This window comes from Rathayibacter sp. AY1C6 (assembly GCF_002931535.1).
GTDB lineage: Bacteria > Actinomycetota > Actinomycetes > Actinomycetales > Microbacteriaceae > Rathayibacter.
The window spans coordinates 36,342-56,326 of the sequence record NZ_PSWC01000006.1 but is presented as its reverse complement, the minus strand read 5'-3'; the positions used below and the strand labels follow the sequence as shown (position 1 = coordinate 56,326).

The window sequence follows — 19,985 nt, the reverse complement described above, 5'->3', positions numbered from 1 at the left end:
GTATAAACAGTCTTGCATGCGTTTGGAGCCGAGCGCGAGCGTCCTCAGCCGACCAGCGGGTCCAGCGCCTCGCCGAGGTAGGGCGCCAGGGTCCGGGCGTACGACTCGGTGAGGTGCCCGAGGTCGCGGTACACCTTCACTCCGCCGATCACGAGGGGGCAGCCGCGGTCGTCGCAGAACCAGCGGGTGAGGTCGACGGCGGCGGCGCCCGGCCAGTCCTCGGCGGCGGCGGCCATCAGCTCGCGGTCGGCGAAGGCCTCGTCGAGCGGCACGCTGCAGTCGGCCGCGGAGCCCGGCTCCTCGGCGCAGGCCAGCAGGGAGAGCGAGGGCAGCACCGGATTGTCGCGGATCGCGACCACCGTGGATCCGCGGGCGATCAGCGGAGCCCACGACTCGTGGAAACCGTCGATGCCGGCCTGCTCGTCGGGGGTGCCGGACGCGTCGACGAACACGGACTTCTTCGCGGAGTAGGCGGTGACGACGAGCGCGTACGGCTCCTGGCCCGCGAGCTCCTCCTGCAGCTTCTCGTTCCAGACGTCGCAGGAGCGCCGGGAGGAGGCGGAGTCGTCGCGCCGCTCCGCGGTCGAGAAGACGCAGCCCGTCTTGTAGTAGGTGTGCAGGTCCCAGCCGCGCTCCTCCGCGACGCCGCGCAGCGCCGGGAAGAAGGACGCCGCATGCGAGTTGCCGATGAGTAGCACACGGAGGCCGGCGGGATCGCCGAAGCGGCACTCCTTGAGCGCGGTGCCGGAGTTGCCCGTGCTGCACTCGTCGGTGTTCAGCGCGGAGCCGTCCTCCGAGGCGTCGACGGCGGGCAGGCTCGTAGTCCAGGAGTCGGAGCAGGCGTTCGCGAGCGCCGCGGCTCCGACGCAGCCCTCGGTCGAGACGGGGAGGGCGTGCGCGCGGGTGAGGTCGGCGGCGATCGCGGCGTTCGTGCCGGTGAGGCCCGTCGCTCCGACCAGGGCGGCGACGGCCAGCAGGGCCGCCGGGGCGAGCGCGCGGAGGCGGTGCGGGCGCTCGGCGGGGGCGCGGCGGTGGAGGGGGTCCTCGAGGAAGCGCTTCGAGGCGGCGGCCAGGAGGATCGCGGCGGCGATGACGCCCAGGCCCGCGAGGGCGGTCGGGTCCTCGCCGGTGCTCTCGCGCCAGAAGACCAGGAGTGGCCAGTGCCAGAGGTAGATCCCGTAGCTCAGGCCGCCCAGCCACACGAGCGGGCGCAGGGCCAGCAGTCGGCCGACGCCGCGCTCCGGGGCGGGGCCGGTCCCGGCGACGAGCACGAGCACCGCCGAGAGGGTCGGCCAGAGCGCGGCGGTGCCGGGGAACGCGCTCGAGACCTGGAGCACGAATCCGCAGGAGACGACTCCGATCAGCCCCAGCCACCCGGCGACCGTCCGCAGGGCCGCCGGGATCGCCAGTCCCGGGAGCACGAGGGCCGCGAGCGAGCCGAGCCCGAACTCCCATGAGCGGGCGAGGGTGCTGTAGTACGCGGTCGGCTGGTCGATCCCCACCAGCACGACCGAGAACGCGAACGAGAGGACGGTGAGCGCCGCGACGAGCGCCAGCAGGAACCGCGGCAGCTGCGCGCGGCGCCGCAGCAGCACGGCGGCGAGGGTCGCGACGAGCACCAGGGCGAGCCAGACCAGGTAGAACTGCCCCTGCACCGACATCGCCCAGAAGTTCTGCACCGGCGAGTGGAAGTCGTCCTGCGCGAGGTAGTCCACTCCGGCCCGCGCGAGCGCGACGTTCTCGACGTAGAAGGTCGAGGCGAGCACCTCGGTGAAGGTCTGCAGCAGCTGCGAGGGGCGCAGGAGGAGTGGAGCGAGCGCCGCGACGACGACCAGCACCACCGCTGCCGCCGGGAAGAGCCGCGAGGCGAGTCTCCGGAGGAAGGCGATCGGACGCACGCGCCCGAACCGGCGGATCTGGCCGAGGAGGGTCAGGGTGGTGAGGAACCCGGCGATCACGAAGAAGACGTCGACGCCTCCGGAGACGCGGCCCAGCCAGATGTGGAACGTCGCGACCAGGAGGGACGCGACGGCGCGCAGTCCCTCGATCTCGGGCCGGTAGCCGGACGCGTCGGCCTTGCGCACCAGCGCGGACCGGCCGGAGGAGGCGGTGCGGGCGGGGTGGCGGGGCAACGGGTTCCTTCCGTGACGATCGGCGGGCAGTGGGGCGGGCGCCGTCGAGCGTCGGTGTCCAGGATCGCGCTCTCTCACCCCCAGGGGAACCGTCTCCGGGGTGCTGTCCACCTGGTTGGGGGCTGCGGAGGCGAGGTGCGCGACAGGTGTCCGCTTACTCGGCTGTTCCGGGCCTTCTGAGTGCATCGAGAACTCGGAGGTCGCCGTTCTCGCGCGCGACCACGGCGACTCCTGCGGAGTCGCCGGCGGGCCGGGCCGAGGGCGGCCGAGGGTCGGTGGCGCGGATCGACTGGCGCGAATGGACGAGTTGAAGTGAGGTAAGGCTATGCTTACTCGGGCTCCGCGCCGAGACGCGGGTGCCGCCCGCCGACGGACCGGGCCGACGAGCCCTGCCGGCGAACCGGGCCCACGAACCGGGCCTATGAACCGGGCCGACGACCGACGCCCACGAACCACGGGAGATCCATGTCCACGCACCGACGGCGCCCCGCCGCCCTCGCCCTCGCCGCCCTGACCCTGCTCGCCCTCACCGGCTGCGGCGCCTCCGAGCAGATCGAGCCCGAGCACGGCCGCCGCGGGGGAGGGCACGACCTCGTACCCGCTCACGCTGGACGACTGCGGCACCACGACCACCGTCACCGCCCCTCCGCAGCGGGTCGTCTCCCTCGACCAGAACTCGACCGAGATCCTGCTGTCCCTCGGCCTCGAGGACCGGATGGTCGGCACCGCCTCCTGGACCGACCCCGTGCTCGCGACCCTCGCCTCCGCGAACGAGAGCGTGCCGCGCCTGGCCGACAACGCGCCCACCTACGAGGTGCTGCTCGGCGCCGACCCGGACTTCGTCACGGCCTCCTTCGGCCGGCACTACGCGCCCGAGGGCGTCGCCTCGCGCGACCGCCTCGCCGAGACGGGGATCGGCTCCTACCTCGCCCCCTCCGACTGCGACCACGGAGCGAGCGTCAACGGCGGGAGCGGCACGCGCACCGTCCCGCTGACCGTCGACGTCCTCTACCAGGAGATCCACGAGCTGGCCGAGGTCTTCGACGTGCAGCAGCGCGGTGACGCCCTGGTCGCGCAGCTGCAGGAGCGTGCCGCCGCCGCCACCGAGGGGGTCGACCTCGGCGGCCGGACCGTCGCCTTCTGGTTCGCCGACACCAAGACGCCCTACATGGCCGGCGGCTACAACTTCGCCTCGATGCTCGGCACCACGACCGGCATGACCAACGTCTTCGCCGACCGCACGGAGGACTGGCCCGCCGTCGGCTGGGAGAGCGTCGTCGCGGCCGACCCGGACGTCCTGGTCCTCGGCGACCTGCAGCGCGACCGCTTCCCCGGCGACCGCCTCGACGACAAGACCGCATTCCTCCGCTCCGACCCGCTGACCAGCAGCCTGCCCGCGGTGCAGGACGGCCGCTTCATCGCGCTCCACGGCGCCGAGATGAACCCGTCGATCCGCTTCGTCGACGGGCTCGAGAAGATCCGCGCCTGGTGGGACGAGAACGGGGCCTCGCTCTGAGCACGGGCACGAGCACGAGCACGGTCCTCGTCCGCCGGGTGCCGCGGGGCCTGGTCGCCGCGGCGCTGGTCGTCGGCGGGCTGCTCGCGCTGGCGCTCTCGGTCGGCGTCGCGGTGACGCTCGGCCCGGCCGACGTCTCGCTCGTCAACGTCCGCGACATCCTCCTCAACCACCTCGGGCTCGCCTCCGTCCCGGTGCGTGCGGCCGAGGACGCGATCGTCTGGCAGGAGCGCCTCCCGCGTGCACTCGTGGCCGCGGCCTGCGGGGCGGGGCTCGGCGTGTGCGGAGTGATCCTGCAGTCGCTGCTGCGGAATCCGCTCGCCGACCCGTTCGTGCTGGGCGTCTCCTCCGGAGCCTCCACGGGCGCGGTGCTCGTCGGCGTGCTCGGGGTCGGCGGAGGAGTGGTCGGGCTCTCCGGAGGCGCCTTCGTCGGCGCGCTCGTCGCCTTCGGCTTCGTGCTGCTGCTCACGCGGTTCTCGGCGGGCGGCACCTCCGGCGTGATCCTGGCGGGGGTGGCGAGCACGCAGCTGTTCTCGGCGCTGACCTCGCTGATCGTGTTCGCGCTCGCCGACTCGGACGAGACGCGCGGCGTGATGTTCTGGCTGCTCGGCTCCCTCGAGGGCATGCGCTGGGACGACGCGGCGCTGAGCGGAGGCGTCGTGCTGCTCGGCTCCGTGGTCTGCCTCGCCGCGGCGCGCACGCTCGACGCGTTCGCCTTCGGGGAGGACGTGGCCGCGTCGCTCGGCGTGCACGTGGGCCGCACCCGCCTCCTCCTGCTGGTGGTGACGGCCCTGCTGACGGCGACCCTGGTGAGCATCGCCGGCGCGATCGGCTTCGTGGGGCTGGTGCTGCCGCACGCCGCGCGACTCGTGTTCGGCCAGCGGCACTCGCGGGTGATCCCGGCGACGATCCTGCTCGGCGCGGTGTTCCTGGTGTGGGTCGACGCCGGGTCGCGGGTGGCGTTCGCGCCGACTCCGCTGCCGGTGGGGGTCGGCACGGCACTCGTCGGCGTGCCGGTGTTCATGCTGCTGCTCCTGCGGCGGAGGGGCCGCTCGTGACGCTCGAGGCCGACCGGGTCTCGTGGCGCCGGGGCGGCCGCCTGGTGGTCGACGGCGTCTCGCTCGGCCCCGCTCCCGGCTCGACAGTGGGACTGCTCGGGCCCAACGGCTCGGGCAAGTCGTCGCTGCTGCGGCTGCTGCAGGGCACCGCGGCTCCGGACGCCGGCGTCGTCACCCTCGACGGCGCGCCGCTCCGCTCGCTCCGCCGCCGCGAGGTCGCCCGGGCCGTGGCCACGGTGACGCAGCAGGCCGAGACGGAGGCGGACCTCCCCGTCCGCGACGTCGTCCGGCTGGGGCGCACCCCGCACCGCTCCCTCCTGGGCGGGGACACGGCCGAGGACCTGCGCGCGATCGATCGCGCCCTCGAGCAGGTGGGCCTCGAGGCGAAGGCCGACCACCTCTGGCACACCCTCTCGGGCGGCGAGCGGCAGCGCGCGCACATCGCCCGGGCGCTCGCGCAGGAGCCGCGCGAGCTGCTGCTGGACGAGCCGACCAACCACCTCGACATCCGCCATCAGCTGGAGCTGCTGGCCCTGGTGCGGGCGCTGCCGGTGACCACGGTCGTCGCGCTGCACGACCTCAACCTCGCGGCCCTGTTCTGCGACGCGCTGCTGGTGCTGCGCGAGGGGCGCGTGGTCGCGGGCGGCACCCCGGAGGAGGTGCTCACTCCGGCGCTGATCGCGGACGTCTACGGGGTGCGCGCCCGCGTCATCGTCGACGCCGGACGGCCGCACGTGCTGTTCGACTCCTGAATCCGCTGCCGCATCCTGACCCCACTGCCAGACGATCGTCGATCAGTCAACGGTCTCGTCCGTCGTGAGGAGCGCGTTCTACCGTCGGTGAACCGGCTTCGAGACCTCACAGGAGAGGTCGCCCTCGCGCTGGGCGAGGTGCTCTCCTGACGGAGGGCGATGGACGTGCCGGTGACGACGAGGGGAGTCGAGAGATGTCCAGAGACGACGTGGCACCGGGGCGGTTCGCGCGGTTCGTGAAGTGGGTCAACAAGGCCGACGGCTGGGAGCCGCAGTACCTGCGCGGGCGGGTCGTGGCCAAGAAGGACGGCGAGTGGATCGTCGCGGTCGACGGCGAGGAGCGCCGGATCGTGAAGAAGGAGTGGAGCGTCTACCGCTGACCCTCGGGGAGGACTCGTGATGCTGCCCGACCGGCGCACTCCCGAGATCAGAGAGGCGCGTCCCGGAGTCTTCGTGCTCGAGCTGCGCCGCACCCGCCGCCGGCCCGCCGAGGAGCTGGGCGTCCTGATCCGCACGGGCACGACCTGGACGGTGCTGGGCCCCGAGGGCGTGCTCTCCGACGTGCCGAGCTTCCACGACGCCGTGGCGGCCCTGCGCGAGTAGCGAGGCATCACCGAGGTACCCGCGGCCCCGCTGAGTCGCCCGAGACGGTCGCCCTCTCCGGCGTGTCGACGGCCGTCCCGGGCACCTCAGCGCGGAAGGGGGCGGCGCGGCGGTGGTGCCGCCGAGGCGTGGGCCCGCCGCGCCTACAGCTGGCGGCCCGGACGCTGCACGCCGAAGAAGGTGACGGTGAGGGTCGCCGAGGTGCTCTGCGCGGCGGACGGCGCGGACTCCGACAGGCGCACGGTCAGGCGGAGGTGGTCGGTCGCTCCGACGGCCAGAGCTGGGGAGCCGGGCAGGTCGAGGCGGGAGGCGGCGGGGCGGTCGGCCGACACGGTGGTGACGGTGCCGGGGCAGGTCGCGGCATCGGCCGACCAGGACTGCGAGCAGCGCTCGATCGCGAGCTGCAGGCCGTCCGAGAGGTCGGTGCCGGTGGCCGTCTGCAGCTGGAGGGCCGACATCGGCAGGGTCCCGGCGTTCGTCAGGTCGAGGAGGCGCCGGGCCGTGCCGCCGGGGACGAGTCCCGCGACGGGGACCGGCACGGTCGTCGCTCCGGTGCCGGTGAACGTCGCGATGACGGTGCCGGAGGCGATCCGTGCGCTCACGGAGCCCCGGTCCAGGAGCACGGCGGTGGCGGTGGCGGCGGCGCCGAGGACGAGCGCGCCGGCGACGAGTCCCGCCAGGCCGGCGCGGGAGACCACGCGGCGGCGGACCTCGGGGGAGTGGCGCGGGGCTCCGCGGTCGCGGGAGGACGGCCGGGCGCTGTGCCGTCCGTGCTCAGCGGGCGGACGCAGGGGCTCCGGGGGCGGCGTGCCGTCCGACGAGCGGTGCGCGCCGCTCACGGGGCAACCTCCGCGGGGTGGCGCCAGATGGCGATCAGGAGCGCGCCCACGATGACCGCGCCGCCCGCGGCGAAGAGCGCGAACCGCGCCTCCGGGTGGGCGAGGCCGATGCTCGGCCAGCCCAGCAGCGGCACCACCGAGCTCTCGCGCCAGATCCGCTCGTCCGCGATCGTCACGATCCACGGGTCGGCCGACTCGTTGTTGTCGCCCTTGGTGGTGAGCGCCAGCTGGCCGGGCTCGCGGCCGCGGAGTGCCGCCGCCTCCTCCTCGGAGTAGACGAGGGTGACGCGGTGGATGACGCGGCGGCCCGGATCGTCCGGGTCGGTGAAGACGATCACGTCACCGGCGCGGATCGCGGCCTGGTCGACGGGCAGGGTGACGGCGAGGGAGCCGACGGGCATCCCGGGCGCCATCGAGTTCGACAGCACCGGCACGAGCCGCACGAGACCGAGCGCGGAGAGGACGAAGACGGCGATGCCGGCGACGGCCACGATCGTGACCAGGCCGCCGAGGAGAGCGCGGAGGGCCTTCACGCCTGCTCCCTCCGGTGACGACGGCGCGCCGCCGCGGCGAGCAGGGCGCCCGAGCCGAGGGCGAGCATCCCGCCCAGGAGCGCAGCGCCCAGGTCGCGGCCGGTGACGGCCAGCCCGCCGCCCGCCGCTCCGGGGAAGGAGCCGGGGCCGGGCGTCGCGGAGGGATCCTCCTCCGTCGTGCCCACGAGCACCCGCAGCGACGCCGCCGCGAGCTCGGTCCCGTTGCCGGCCGACTCCGGGAACAGGACGCGGACGCGCACGCCCACGGTGGCCCCGCGCTCGAGCGGACGGACACCGTCGAGCCGGCCGAGCGTCGCCGCGGGCCCGGATCCGAGCGGCACAGCGTCGTCGGGGCAGAGGTAGCGCTCGACCGTGCGCCCCCCGTCGATGACCTCGGCGACGGTGAATGCCGAGCCGCAGAGCTCGACGGACAGCTGGAGGCCGTCGCGCGGGTCCTGCGCCAGCGTCCCTCCGTCGACCGCGAAGGCCACGGAGACCCCCTGCGGCGACAGGCCGGTGCTGGTCACCTCGACCGCCCACTCGGCGCGGTCGCCCGGAGCGAGGTCGGTGAGGGATCCGGGCGCCGAGAGCTCGCGCACGTCGAGCACGCCGACGGGCTCGGCGCTCGCCGCGGGCGCGAGGAGCACCGCCGCGAGGACGGCGACGAGCGCACGGGCGTGGGGCATGGGGACGACTCCGGGAGGAAAGGGGGATGCCTCCGCCCCGCGCCGGTGGCGGCCGGGCAGGACGGAGGCGGTGGGGGACGGTCTACTTCTGGATGCCGGCGCGCTGGATCGCGGCGGCGGTGAAGGTGACCGTGGCGGAGGCGTTCTCGTACGCGTTGTCGGCCGCGGTCGGCAGGACGAGCTCGATCAGCGTGTTCAGCGTCACATCACCGGCGTCCGAGGGGAAGGTCCCGGTCGTGGTGGGGGTGATGCCGAAGTTCGCCGGGGTGAAGTCGACCGCGCCGGCCTGGCCGCCGATGGACGACAGCTTGCCGGATCCGGTGACCGTGGTGGTCCCGCTGCAGGAGTACGGGCCCGCCGGAGTCGTGGTGGGGGCGGTCGTCCAGGCGGTGGAGCAGGTCAGCAGGCGGTAGTCGAGGCCGTTCGGGCCGGAGACGAGAGACTGGCCGACACGGTTCTGGTCGGTGGTGTCGGATCCCACGACGTCGTTGGTGACGGCCTGCGAGAAGCGCACCGACGAGACGAGGTCGCCGTCGTTGGTGGCGTTCGGCAGGACGATCGTCACCGGGCGCTGGATGGTGTCTCCGGGCGCGATGTCCGTCACGATGAAGGTGCCGTCGAGGTTGATGTCGAGCTGTCCGGCGTCCGCGGTGACGCTGGCGCTCCCGGAGTCGGTGAACACGGCGAAGGCGCCGGCGCCGGCGAGGGCTCCCGCGGCGAGGAGGACGCCGCCGGTGAGGGCGATCTTCTTCCAGGGGCTGCGACGGGTGGGTGCTGTGGTGGTCATGGCGACCGTTCCTTTCTGGTGGGTGGTGCCCGGTGCGGGCGTGGTCTCCCTCACGAGGACACGTGCAGGACGAGAGGGGTGTCGGCGGGGAGGCATCAGCAGCCTCCGGCGGTGGTGACGGCCGGCTGGGCGACGGCGGTCGAGGCGGCGGACGCGACTCCGAGCCAGCGCTGCAGGTCCGGGCGGACCCGCCACTGGTAGCTGCGGCCCTCACCGACCCGGTCGTCGGTGAAGCTCGTCGCGGAGGCGGCGGGTGCCGCGATCACGGTCCAGGGGCCGGGCGTCGTCCCCGCGAGGCGGCGCTCGAGGGTCCAGCCGGTCGCTCCAGCGGCGGCCGACCAGCTCACGAGGGTGCTCGGCCGACCGGCCGTGCAGCTCGCGACAGGCGTGGCGACCACGGAGGAGCTGGTCCAGGCGCCGAGCCCGACCGCTCCGCTCGTGCTGCCGGTGCCGGAGAAGCCGCGCCGGACGAGGGGAGCGGGATCGACCCACACCGTGATCGTGCCGCCCGCCGTGAGCGCGCCGTCCGTGACCGTGTACGCGATCGTCGCGCTCCCGGTCCAGCCGTCGGTCGCGGGCGTGTAGGTGCACGTGGATCCGGAGCAGGAGAAGGTGCCGCGCAGCCCGGCCGGGACGCTCGTGCCGGCCAGGGCGAGGGTCGTGCCCGGGTCCTCGTCGGTGTCGTTCGCGAGCGGAGCGACGGTGACGGCGGGGCCGCCGGTGGTCGCGACCACGCGGTCGGGTCGGGCGACCGGCGCGCGGTTCAGCGCGGTGACGGTGACCGTGACCCGCACGTTCCAGGTGCCGTACTGGCCCGAGAGGGAGTAGTCGAAGACGTCGGTGCCGACGAAGGCGGCGATCGGGCGGTAGGTGCACTGGCCGCGGGTCGCTCCGCTCGCGACGCAGGAGACGGACCCCTGCAGGGGAGTGGCGGGGGCTGGGGTCGCCGCGCCTCCGATCGCCTTCGGGGTCGCCGAGAGCTGCGCGCGCGAGAAGGTCGCTCCGGTCGCGGCGGGCCCGTCGTTCGCGAGCACGTCGATCACGACCGATCCGCCCTGCACGACCGTCGCGGCGTCGGCCGCCGGATCGGGGATCACTGAGATGCTCACCGAGGCCGTGCGGGTGAACGCCCCGCCGGTCGGGCCGGTCGCCGTCGCCGTGGCGGTGTTGGCGATCGTGCCGGCGGTGACGTCGGCGGCTGTGGTCGTGTAGGCGGCGGTCGCGGTGACGACCTGGCCGGGCAGCAGTCGTCCGGAAGTGCCCGGCCAGGAGTAGGTGAGAGCGGAGAGCCCGCTCTTGGGGTCGCTGATCGCGACCGCGGTGAGGGTGGTGGTGCCGGTGTTGGTCGCGCGGAAGGTGTAGGTCACCACGGTGCCGGCGGCGCTGATGAAGGCGGGGTTCGCGGTCTTGGCGAGCGCGAGGTCGTTCGTGCGGGTGATCGTCACCGTCCGCGAGGCGGTGGCCGTGACGGCGGCGCCCGTCGGAGGGGTGCCGGTCGCGGTCGCGGTGTTGAGGACCTGGCCCGCGTCGACGTCGGCCTGCGTGAGCGTGTACGACGCGGTCGCGGTGACCGACTGGCCGATCTCGAGGCGCCCGGCGGTCCCCGGCCAGGAGTAGGCGAGCGCGGAGAGCCCGCTCTTGGGGTCGGTGACCGCGACGGCGCTCAGCCCGGTGTTGCCGGTGTTGGTGGCGGAGAAGCTGTAGGAGACGGTCGAGCCCACGGCGGCCCCGGTCGGGATCGTGCCGTTCTTCGTCAGCGAGATCGAGGGCGCGTAGCGGATCGGCGTGGTGGCCGTGGAGGTCGCGGTGACCGTCACGGGCGAGGCGGCCAGGGTGCGGCCGGAGACGGTCGCCGTGTTGACGAGCGACGTGTTCTTGTCGATGTCGGTCTGAAGGACCGTGTACGGCGCCGACGTGAAGGTGGCGCTCGCTCCGGGGGCGAGCTGCGTCGAGGCGGGCGTGATGCCGGTGACCTTCGGGTCGGCGACGGCGACCGTCTGCAGTGTGACGTTGCCGGAGTTGAGGGCGAGGAAGGAGTAGCGGATCTGCTCTCCGGCGTCGGCCTGGGCGTTGCCGTTCGTGTCGGTGAGCAGGGCGGTCTTGGTGAGGGTCAGAGCGGGAGCCGGGGTGGCGATGGGGGCGGTGGCGGTGGCGGTCCTGCTCGTGACGGGGGTCGTCGTCACGACGTTCGAGATCGTCTCCGTCTTCGTCGCTGCAGCGGTCGCCGTGTTGACGAACGAGCCGGCCACCGCTTCGGCGGCCGTGACCGTATGGGATCCCGTGCAGATGGTGGAGGCGAGCGGGAGCAGGGTCGTCGTCGGACAGGAGATGCTCGCGGCCTTCGGGTCCGTGACGACGATGCCGGTGAGCGTGCCCCGGATGGACCCGTTCGTGACGACGAACTGGTAAGGGATGACGGATCCCTCGGCGTAGGCGACGGGCTGCGTGGTGGTGCGGTCGATCTGCTTGACCAGAGTGATGTCGTCGAGAGTGTTGATGGACGAGACGGAGACGTTGCGGACGAGGTGGGTGTCGTTCGATCCACCGGTGGACGCCGTGAAGCCGAGCTTGTAGGTCGAGGGCGCTGCGGTCGGCATCGTGAACTGCATCAGCTGATCGAGCTGCCCGGCGGGCAGACCCGCTGTCCCTCCCCAGTAGACCGTGACGACGGGAGTGGCGGCAGCCGAGACCATGATCCGTATCGTGCGCCCGTAGGACGCGGGCGGAGCGCCCGTCGATGTCGTGGCCGTCGTGCGGACCGACGTCAGCAGGGGAGGCGAGGCCGACTGGAGGAAGCAGTATCCGCTCTTGGCCTGCCCGGGTCCGCGCGCCACGATCTTGTTCGCCGTGAGGAGCGCCGACCCGGAGTTCGAGGGGCAGTCGGAGCCGAGGCCGAGGGTAGGCGCGGCGGGGGGCCTGGCCGAGAAGTTCCCGAAGGCGTCGATTCCGATCCCGAGGTAGCCGCCGTTCACCCCGTCGACGGTCGCCGACTGGCCGTAGCCGAGCGATCCGCCCGGAGCTCCCGCCGCGGTGAGGGACCTCGAGCCGTCGGTGAGGAAGAAGCCGATGCCGTCGGCCCCGGTCAGCGAGCTTCCGTACTGGTACTGGTCGAACTGGACGTCGATGCCGCCCGCGGCAGGAATCGGCCGGTTGAAGACCGCGCCGCCCTTGGCGTTGTTCCGGGCGTCGGTGAGCTGCAGGAAGCCCGGACTCGTCGCGGCGGCGGGGGCCTGAGTCCGGTTGGCGCAGACGCCGAGATTCGAGGAGCCGGTCGGCGGAGCAGTGGTCGCCGCCGTGATGCAGGCGCCGTCGAGCGCCTGCCACGCCGAGTCCGCGACGCTGGTGCCGCCGAAGCCCTCCTGGAGCAGGACCGTGGCCGCCGCAGCTCTCGTCGCCGGCAGAACCACGAGGACGGCGGCGAGCAGGAGCAGGACGAGGCCGAGGGCGATCGAGCGGTCGTGGCTCGGCCGGGCATGCGCGTTCGACACGGATCGACCTCCCCCCGGGGCGCCTCGCCGGGCCTTCCGGATGGAGCGGGATCACGATAGGTCGCGGCTCGGAGGCGCCCTGTCCCCCTGAGACGGGACGTGGGCGGCGGACGACGGGCCCCCGATCCGGTGGGCACGCAGAAGGGGGAGAGCGAGCGCTGAACCAGCGCTCAGGTGGTGTCCAGAAAACGCGACCTCTCCGGGGGTCCCCCGCGAGAGTGTTGACGTGCGCACGGCCCTCGCGCCGGGCTCAGGGCGGCCTGGTTCCGTGCCGGCCCCGCGGGACCCCGGAGTTCCGGCACCGACACGATGCGGTTCCGCTCCCGTGGCGGGCATCTCCAGAGCAGTGGCGCGAGATAGCGCCTTCACCAGGACCTTCTCGCATCCCTCCGCCGCTCCACGCCAGGTGGGAGCGCCGCCGCGGGTGTCCCTGAAGCGGGTCTGGTGGTCGCGCGGCGGACGCGGGAGGATGCATTCGCGCCTGCCCGCCCGCACGGTCCCCCGAAGGACCGCCCCGCGCCCCCTCCACGGTGGTCCGATCCGGACCGCAGCACCCCCCTCACACCTTCCGGTCAGGCTCCGCCGACCGAGCAGCCCTCTCCACGTCGGGATCCCATGTCCTCTCCTGCGCGCCACAGCCGCCGTCTCGTCCTCACCGGAGCCGCCCTCGGCGTCGGATCCGCCTTCGCCTACGCGATGACCGCGTCCGCGGCGCCCGACTACAGCGTGATCCCGCCGCTGCCCAACGAGCTCGGGCGCAGCGACACGGCGATCTCGCGCGTGGGGAAGAAGCCGTACCAGATCATCGACGTGATGATCGGCACCGACCGCGCGCGGCTCTTCGTCCCGCACACCGCGGTCCCCTCGCAGCGGATCGGCCGGGTCGTCTACTGGTACTACCACGCCAACGGGAGCACCTACGCGGCCCTGTCCGGCGCCTACCAGTACAGCGCTGACCAGGCCGTCGACAAGGGCGTCATCTCGATCTGCCCCAACTACGGCGGCAGCATCTACACGAACAAGCGGGCCGTCGCCATGCAGGTGGACGCGGTCGCCTGGTTCCAGAAGACGTGGCGGATCGGCGCGAGCTTCCTCCGCTCGAACTCCGGCGGCGGAGCGCTGCTCTGCTGGGCGTACGGCAACAAGCTGGTCCCCGAGATCCGCGGCGCGTACCACGCGGCCGGCGTCTACGACATGGCCGACATGGCCCGCCGCGATCCGGGGCGCGTCCTGCCGGACTACGACAACGACCCCTCGACGATCCCGGCGACCGACCCCGCGCTGCTGCCGCAGGCCTCGTGGGCGGGGGCGCGGATCCGCACGACCGGCTCGACGGAGGACGTCCTCGTCCCGATCGCCGTGCACGGAGGGGCCTGGGTCGCGCTCGCGAAGCCCGTCGCGAAGGAGGCTGTGGTCCTCTACACGCCGACCGACGGCGCTCCGAACGGCCACAACGTGCCGAGCCTGACGAACAAGGACATGCTCGACACGTTCGACCGCTGGCTCGCGGAGCAGCCGGTCGTTCCGCTGCCCGACGAGCCCGCCTCGTCGATCCCCGGCGAGGGCACGTACCAGAACTACTCGCCGCTCATCACGACGGCGGGCACCTGGAGCACGATCTCCTCCTCCGCCGACAGCGGCGGGAGCATCAGCTACTCCAGCTCGGCCGGAGCGTCCGCGAGCTTCCGCTTCTCGGGCACGGGCGTCAGCTGGGTGAGCCGGATGACGGCGACCTCCGGCATCAACGAGGTGCTGCTCGACGGCGTCCTCGTCGCCACCGTCGACCGCTACAGCCCCACGACCCGCTCGGGTCAGACGGTGTGGACGAGCGGACCGATCGCCGCCGGCACCCACACGGTCACGATCCGCCGCGGGACGACGCGCAACCCGGCGTCCACCGGGTCCACCCTGATCCTCGACGCCTTCGTCGTGACCGCGGGGACCGTCTCCACGTCGACCCCCACCCCCACCGCGACGGCGTCTCCGACCAGCACGCCGACGCCGACGCCGACGGACACGCCGACCCCCACCGACACGCCGACTCCGACCGAGACCCCGACGGCCACGTCCACGCCCACCCCGACCTCGACGCTGCCGGCGGCGGGGACGTACCAGAACGGAGCCGCCGTCATCGCGACGGTCGGCACCTGGGCGACGCTCTCGAGCACCGCCGACAGCGGCGGCAGCATCTCGTACTCCAGCACCTCCACGGCCTCGGCGACCCTCCGCTTCCGGGGCACGAAGGTCAGCTGGGTGAGCCGGATCACCCCGACCTCCGGCATCAACGAGGTCCTGATCGACGGCGTGCTCGTCGCCTCCGTCGACCGCTACAGCGCCACGAACCGCTCGGCCCGCACCGTGTTCACCAGCAGCACCCTCAGCGCCGGCGAGCACACCATCACCATCCGCCGCGGCAGCAAGCGCAACGCCGCCTCCACGGGCAACTCGCTGATCCTGGACGCCTTCGTCGTCGTGTGAGCCGCTCGGGCGCCCGAGCCGCCCGCGTGATTCCGGACAGAGGACGCGGGCGGGCTCGGGTGGCCGGGTGTGCGGGGGCTCGTGGAGGGGGCCTTTGTCGCTGAGTCGCTCGCTCGGCGCCCACTGCGTCGAGTCGCCCGTGTCGAGTCGCCCGAGAATGCAGTTGTTTCAACGTTCTCGGGACCAATTCGGGCACCTCAGCGGGCTTCGCGCGAGGCGGCCCGTGCGAGCATGCGGGGACGAGAACGCTGATCCTCGGAGGAACGGGCTGGCTCGGCGGGCACCTCGCGGCGGAGGCGCTGCGGCGCGGCCACGACGTGACCTGCCTCGCGCGGGGGACGGCCGTGCCCGCGGGGGTGTCCCTCGTCCGGGCCGACCGCGACCGCGAGGACGCCCTCGACGCCGTGGCTGCGGCATCGTGGGACGCGGTGATCGACGTCTCCTCGACCCCGCAGCACGTCCGCCGATCCGTCCGCGACCTGCGCTGCAGCGCCTACGTCCTCGTCTCGACCACGAGCGTCTACGCCGAGAACGCGGTCGTCGGCGCGGACGAGGACGCCGAGCTGCTGACTCCCTCCGACGATCCCGCCTCGTACGGCGCCGCGAAGGCCGCCTGCGAGCAGGCCGTGCTGGCCGGATCCGCGCCGTCCCTGATCGCGCGCGCCGGCCTGATCGGCGGCCCCGGCGACCCGACGAGCCGCTCCTCCTACTGGCCCTGGCGCTTCAGCGCGCGGTCCGGGCCCGTGCTGGTGCCGGATGCGCCCGAGCTGCCGACGTCCGTGGTCGACGTGCGGGACCTCGCCGCATGGCTGGTGGCGTCCGCCGAGGCGCGGGTGGCGGGCGTGATGAACGTCTGCGGGACCCCCGTGCCGTTCGGCGAGCACCTCGCCGCGGCGCGGAGCGGATCGTCGGCCGAGCCGGTCGCCGTGCCGCAGGAGTGGCTGCTCGAGCGTGGCGTCGGCCAGTGGGCGGGCGCCGGCTCGCTCCCGCTGTGGATCGCGGACCCGGACTGGCGCGGCATGAACGCACGCTCGACGGCACGGGCGGAGGCCGCGGGCTTCGAGCGCCGCGAGCTCGCCGAGACGCTGCGGGACGCGGCGGCCGCGCACGTGCCGGGACGCGGCGCCGGACTGGGGGAGGAGCGGGAGCGGGAGCTGCTGGGGGAGTGGGGTGCGGGGCGGGATTGAGGCGGCGGGCCGTCTCGGCTGAGTCGTCCGATGGAGCAGGCGGCCCTACGACGAGGCGCGGAGTTCAGAGGCCGGAAGAAGTATTGATCCCTGCCCGCCTGGCAGCCGCTCGACCGATGTCGTCCAGCTGAGCGAGCATCTCGGCGGGCGGCCTCGTGACGTCGATCCGCACCGTCCGAACCACGACACCGGAGCCTTTCACCGTCGCTGTCCGATCACTCGGGTCTCCGGCGCTCGAGACGTAGACGAGCGTCCCTTCAGCCAGCCCGAGCACTGTGCAGTAGGCCAGCATCTGGTAGAGGTCCTCGACCCTCGGTGGCCCGAGTTTGTACTTGGCATCGATGACGACCACTGGTCGGCCGCCGGCGACGTGGACGAAGTCGGGTCGGATCGGCTGGCGTCGTTCGAGATCGAGATGAGCGGGGAACTGACCGATACTGACGCCACGCGAGACCCCTGAGAGAGCGCTGCTCAGAGTCGTGGTCACGAATGCCTCGAACGCCTCCGCCATATTGACGACGAAGGAGGCGACGGTGTGGCCGCCGTTCGTCGTGGTGGGCGTGATGCGTGCGAGCACGAGTTCGGCGAAGCGCAGGGCGGGCTGATAGCGCTGGTTCAGCCGCGACGGCTGCCACGACGGTGTCATCGTCCCTGGCCGCAGGAGGGCTGCCTCCGACAGTCTCGAGTCGAGGTGCGCCAGGCGCCGCCGGACGTCCGGCGACACGCGGGGCACGGCGAGCAGCAGCCGGCCGGCCGCACGCAGGATCCGGTTCTCGACGATGTCGGCCGAGTAGTCGTCGACCGTCAGCTCGATCGGGAGGAGTCGTCCGCCGCGGCGCGACATCTGGTCGGAGAACCGGACCCGCCCGCGCACCGTCATGGCGCTCTCGTCGTACCGTCGGTACCCCTGCAGGAGGCCGTGCCCGAGTGCACGTTCCGCGATGCGCGCGTACGTCTCGGCGACCGCGGGGAAGATCTCCCTGCCGTCGCCGGAGACCTCTTCCGGTCGGAAGCCCGGGTCCGCCGCGTACCCCAGCATGAAGAGCACCGAGGAGAAGGCGGCCTTCGGACGGACGACGACCTCGTCGCCATCGATCCGAATCGCCCCGATCCTGTTGAGCTGAGGCTTCACCTCGGCGCCTGACGCTGTCATGCGGGATTCGAGCAGCCCTGCGCTGCATACGCGACCGATGACCTCAGGGTCGAACGAGACCGCCGTCCAGCCGCCGTTCTCGTCGAACTCGACGCGGGTCATCCGGCCGGAGCGTCGTCGACCGCTTCGTCCGGATCCGCGACAGCACCGGGCTCGAGAGCGCTGAGACCGAACGTCGCCCGGACCTCCGCGCGAGACAAGCGTCCGTAGTAGTGCTCGTCGAGCAGCGGAAGGATGTCGTACTCCCAGATCCTCGCCAATCCGGAGTCCGTGCGGGCAGAAGCGCCCATGAGGTAGGACGGGCCGATCTGGAAATCGCGGTCGAGGTCGCCGATCCGCTCGTTGAGCTGCCTCAGCAGAGCACTTCGGCTGATCTCATGGTGCTGCGCCTTCGACCATCGCTCGATCAGGCCGAGTACCGGCTCCTCTGCGGGGTGCAGCTCGACGAACGAGAACCGCCTCCTGATCGCCGCGTCCACCAGGGAGATCGAGCGGTCTGCCGTGTTCATCGTTCCGATGACGAAGAGATTCTCGGGCAGACGGAAGTCCTCCTCCGGCGAGTACTGCAGTGAGACCCCGGCGTCGCGGTATTCGAGGAGCAGGTAGAGCTCGCCGAACACCTTCGCGATGTTCGCCCGGTTGATCTCGTCGATGATCAGCACATGCGGCACTGTCGGGTTCGCCGCCGCCGCAGCAGCGAGAAGACGTACCGGCCCCGGTGCGAGTCGGAAACTCGCGGACCCCTTCTCATCGACCGTCGGCCGGAACCCCTCGAAGAAGTCCTCATAGGAGTAGGAGGGGTGGAACTGGACGATGCGGACCGCGCCCTTCGGCGCGATGAAGTCGGCGAGAGCACGGGCGAGATAGGTCTTGCCCGTTCCGGGAGGCCCGAAGAAGATCGCTTGGCGACGCTCCTCGAGGAGACCCAGCACCTCGTTCAGCCACAGTGAGTCGTAATGCAGGCGACCCGCGAGTTCGGGCGTGCTGCGGGGGAGGCGGAGGGGGCCGGACAGCGGAGGTGCGGGCGTCGGTGCGATCGGCGGCGATATCAGGAAGCCGACGTCGGTGATCGGAGCGCTGCCGGACAGGACGTCGAGGACGGCGTTCGGTATCTCCGACCTCGAGACCGGCGTTCGCCAGTCGACGCCGCGTCGTCCTCGGGAATCGAGTTCTCCGATGACGCCCCAGTGCACGTCGTCGGAGCCGTCGACGAAGACCTGGTCGCCGGCCGCCATCGTCACGAGGAACTGCGCAGCCGAATCCACCTCGGTGAGGAGATCGGTGATGGGCGGTCGCGGACCGGCCCCGGACGTCGGCCAGTCTCTCCATGAACGGAGCGCTTCGTCGCGGATGCCGCTTCGACCGCCATCCGGCGGGAGCGTGACGTGGAGGCCTGGGAGGGCGAGTGGCGCGCCGGGAGCGGCCGAGGGTACGGCCCAGCCGCGATGCTCGGTCTGCGGTGCCGCAAGCCACCATTCCGCGTCCCACGGTGGCGAGTACCAGGCGATGTCGAGCTCGCCGCTCGGGTCGAGGCTGTCCCGCAGAGCGAGCAGATCGCGGTCGACGTCGTCCGTCACCGTCGGGAGCGCTCCCGCGAAGGCGTCGCGGATCGCGTGCTTCTGCGCGACGGAGACGATTGCTTCGAAGCAGCTCGGCCAGGCCAGAGCGAGCAGAGAGCTCCGGATCGGTGGAGCATCACCCTGTACGTCGAGCGTGCGGTCGCGGAAGAGCCAGGGATCGCCGAGCGCGGCTTCGCGATGATCGGACGCGAGGGCGTCCCACTGCCGGACGAAATCGCACAACCAGAGGAGATGCTGTGCGATCTGCTGGTTGAACCCCTGACCGCCGTTGAAGACGCCGCGAGTGTCGAGGGCGTCGACGATCACATCAGGGACCCGGGGGCGATCGGGCAGCACGTCGAGGATCTCCTGCAGAAGAGCGAGCTTCGTCTGCGCCCGGATGTTGATGAGGGGGAGGCGCTGCAGGAAGCAGAGCTCAGCGGCGAGCAGGACGACCGCCCTCGGCTGATCCGTCATCTGCTCGGCGATCCGCTCACGGAAAGTGCCGGTCGACCCGGGTGTCTCGATCGCTCGCCGGAGTGCCGCCGCAGTATCAGCGGTCCAGGTCACCGTCCGGCCGTCGAACGCGGAGGCCTGGCGTCGGAGACCACCGTCGAGGACGACCCGGGCGGCCTGCGCGATCGCCGTCCGCTCCGCCCGGCCCGTCCGTCCGGACGTCTCCGGTTGCTCCGCTGGAACGCCGGGGTCGGTCGTTCCTCTTATGGCCGCGCAGTCCGAGCACCATCCCGGTCGCGTCAGCGTCCTGAGATCGACATCCGGCGCAGCACCCCAGGCCTTCAGCACTTCGTCCTGAGCCCAGATGCGGATCGGAGTCGTCACGCCGTGAGCACATCCTGGGAGATGCAGCTTGCCCGAGGACGCTTCCTCGTAACCGTGCTCGGATGCGGCGAGCCCCCACTCGACGCCGTCGAAGGACCGCGTGGAACCGGAGATGCGCCCTCGAGCTCCCGGAGCAGTGCTGAGCACCAGGAATCCGAGCCCTGTGAGGACCCGCTGTGCCTGGCCGGAGGTGAACTCGCTCCTCTGCAGACCGGTGACCTCGGAGATCACCTGTTTCACGGGGAAGCGGCTGCCGCTCACCTCGACGGAGTACGTGCTCACCTCGGCCGGCGCGGTACGGGCGAGGGTGCTCTCGACTTGTTCCCGTGTGAGTTCGTAGGTGGCGCCGTTGATCGTGAACTGCACTTCGTCCC

General features: G+C 72.4%; 15 protein-coding genes. 7 read left to right on the top strand and 8 right to left on the bottom strand.

Annotated features, from left to right (window positions below; translation table 11 throughout):
• Positions 1-44: 44 nt before the first annotated feature.
• Positions 45-2,132, bottom strand: a complete 2,088-nt coding sequence (locus C5D36_RS05600; protein ID WP_181072782.1) for an acyltransferase family protein — start codon at positions 2,130-2,132, stop codon at positions 45-47.
• A 715-nt stretch (positions 2,133-2,847) separates the two neighbouring features.
• Between C5D36_RS05600 and C5D36_RS05595 the strand changes: the two genes are divergently transcribed.
• The 5 genes from C5D36_RS05595 (at position 2,848) to C5D36_RS05575 (ending at position 6,061) form a co-directional block, all read left to right on the top strand.
• The gene (locus C5D36_RS05595) at positions 2,848-3,648 is read left to right on the top strand and encodes an ABC transporter substrate-binding protein (RefSeq protein ID WP_258062872.1); all 801 of its coding nucleotides are present in this window, start codon (positions 2,848-2,850) and stop codon (positions 3,646-3,648) included.
• A complete protein-coding gene (locus C5D36_RS05590) occupies positions 3,621-4,706 on the top strand; it encodes an iron ABC transporter permease (protein ID WP_104295373.1) in 1,086 nt (361 codons plus the stop codon). The genes C5D36_RS05595 and C5D36_RS05590 overlap by 28 nt, the downstream gene beginning before the upstream one ends.
• Positions 4,703-5,458: an ABC transporter ATP-binding protein gene (locus C5D36_RS05585; protein WP_104295372.1), complete on the top strand. Its 756-nt coding sequence runs from the start codon at positions 4,703-4,705 to the stop codon at positions 5,456-5,458. Before C5D36_RS05590 ends, C5D36_RS05585 begins: the two co-directional genes overlap by 4 nt.
• Before the next feature lie 194 nt (positions 5,459-5,652).
• On the top strand, positions 5,653-5,838 hold the full coding sequence (locus C5D36_RS05580; RefSeq protein WP_104223398.1) for a hypothetical protein: 186 nt from the start codon (positions 5,653-5,655) through the stop codon (positions 5,836-5,838).
• A gap of 19 nt (positions 5,839-5,857) precedes the next feature.
• Positions 5,858-6,061 carry a hypothetical protein gene (locus C5D36_RS05575; protein WP_104234084.1) on the top strand — a complete coding sequence of 68 codons (204 nt, stop codon included), beginning with the start codon at positions 5,858-5,860 and terminating at the stop codon, positions 6,059-6,061.
• Between the two features lie 143 nt (positions 6,062-6,204).
• Here C5D36_RS05575 and C5D36_RS05570 read toward each other — a convergent pair whose 3' ends face one another.
• The 5 genes from C5D36_RS05570 to C5D36_RS05550 all read right to left on the bottom strand — a co-directional run bounded on the left by C5D36_RS05570 (position 6,205) and on the right by C5D36_RS05550 (position 12,394).
• Complete coding sequence (locus C5D36_RS05570; protein ID WP_104234083.1) at positions 6,205-6,900, bottom strand: peptidase; 696 nt, start codon at positions 6,898-6,900, stop codon at positions 6,205-6,207.
• Positions 6,897-7,433, bottom strand: a complete 537-nt coding sequence (locus C5D36_RS05565) for a signal peptidase I (protein WP_104234082.1) — start codon at positions 7,431-7,433, stop codon at positions 6,897-6,899. Before C5D36_RS05565 ends, C5D36_RS05570 begins: the two co-directional genes overlap by 4 nt.
• Entirely contained in the window at positions 7,430-8,119 is a 690-nt protein-coding gene (locus C5D36_RS05560; protein WP_104295371.1) for a hypothetical protein, read from the bottom strand. Before C5D36_RS05560 ends, C5D36_RS05565 begins: the two co-directional genes overlap by 4 nt.
• An 82-nt stretch (positions 8,120-8,201) precedes the next feature.
• Complete coding sequence (locus C5D36_RS05555; protein WP_104234080.1) at positions 8,202-8,906, bottom strand: TasA family protein; 705 nt, start codon at positions 8,904-8,906, stop codon at positions 8,202-8,204.
• 95 nt (positions 8,907-9,001) lie between these two features.
• Entirely contained in the window at positions 9,002-12,394 is a 3,393-nt protein-coding gene (locus C5D36_RS05550) for an Ig-like domain-containing protein (protein WP_104234079.1), read from the bottom strand.
• A gap of 615 nt (positions 12,395-13,009) precedes the next feature.
• Here C5D36_RS05550 and C5D36_RS05545 point away from each other — a divergent pair.
• On the top strand, positions 13,010-14,872 hold the full coding sequence (locus tag C5D36_RS05545; protein WP_104234078.1) for a hypothetical protein: 1,863 nt from the start codon (positions 13,010-13,012) through the stop codon (positions 14,870-14,872).
• A gap of 248 nt (positions 14,873-15,120) precedes the next feature.
• Positions 15,121-16,059: an NAD-dependent epimerase/dehydratase family protein gene (locus tag C5D36_RS05540; protein WP_104234077.1), complete on the top strand. Its 939-nt coding sequence runs from the start codon at positions 15,121-15,123 to the stop codon at positions 16,057-16,059.
• A gap of 64 nt (positions 16,060-16,123) precedes the next feature.
• Here the strand turns inward: C5D36_RS05540 and C5D36_RS05535 are convergent, their stop codons facing one another.
• On the bottom strand, positions 16,124-17,314 hold the full coding sequence (locus C5D36_RS05535) for an McrC family protein (RefSeq protein ID WP_104234076.1): 1,191 nt from the start codon (positions 17,312-17,314) through the stop codon (positions 16,124-16,126).
• The gene (locus C5D36_RS05530) at positions 17,311-19,248 is read right to left on the bottom strand and encodes an AAA family ATPase (protein WP_146080947.1); all 1,938 of its coding nucleotides are present in this window, start codon (positions 19,246-19,248) and stop codon (positions 17,311-17,313) included. Before C5D36_RS05530 ends, C5D36_RS05535 begins: the two co-directional genes overlap by 4 nt.
• Between the last annotated feature and the right edge of the window lie 737 nt (positions 19,249-19,985).

What these genes read in the sequence shown, in the direction of transcription:
- C5D36_RS05595 (WP_258062872.1), top strand. Translation starts at nt 2,848, where the DNA reads ATGGTCGGCACCGCCTCCTGGACCGACCCCGTGCTCGCGACCCTCGCC.
- C5D36_RS05580 (WP_104223398.1), top strand. Translation starts at nt 5,653, where the DNA reads ATGTCCAGAGACGACGTGGCACCGGGGCGGTTCGCGCGGTTCGTGAAG.
- C5D36_RS05575 (WP_104234084.1), top strand. Translation starts at nt 5,858, where the DNA reads ATGCTGCCCGACCGGCGCACTCCCGAGATCAGAGAGGCGCGTCCCGGA.
- C5D36_RS05560 (WP_104295371.1), bottom strand. Translation starts at nt 8,119, where the DNA reads ATGCCCCACGCCCGTGCGCTCGTCGCCGTCCTCGCGGCGGTGCTCCTC.
- C5D36_RS05555 (WP_104234080.1), bottom strand. Translation starts at nt 8,906, where the DNA reads ATGACCACCACAGCACCCACCCGTCGCAGCCCCTGGAAGAAGATCGCC.
- C5D36_RS05545 (WP_104234078.1), top strand. Translation starts at nt 13,010, where the DNA reads ATGTCCTCTCCTGCGCGCCACAGCCGCCGTCTCGTCCTCACCGGAGCC.
- C5D36_RS05535 (WP_104234076.1), bottom strand. Translation starts at nt 17,314, where the DNA reads ATGACCCGCGTCGAGTTCGACGAGAACGGCGGCTGGACGGCGGTCTCG.
- C5D36_RS05530 (WP_146080947.1), bottom strand. Translation starts at nt 19,248, where the DNA reads ATGACGGATCAGCCGAGGGCGGTCGTCCTGCTCGCCGCTGAGCTCTGC.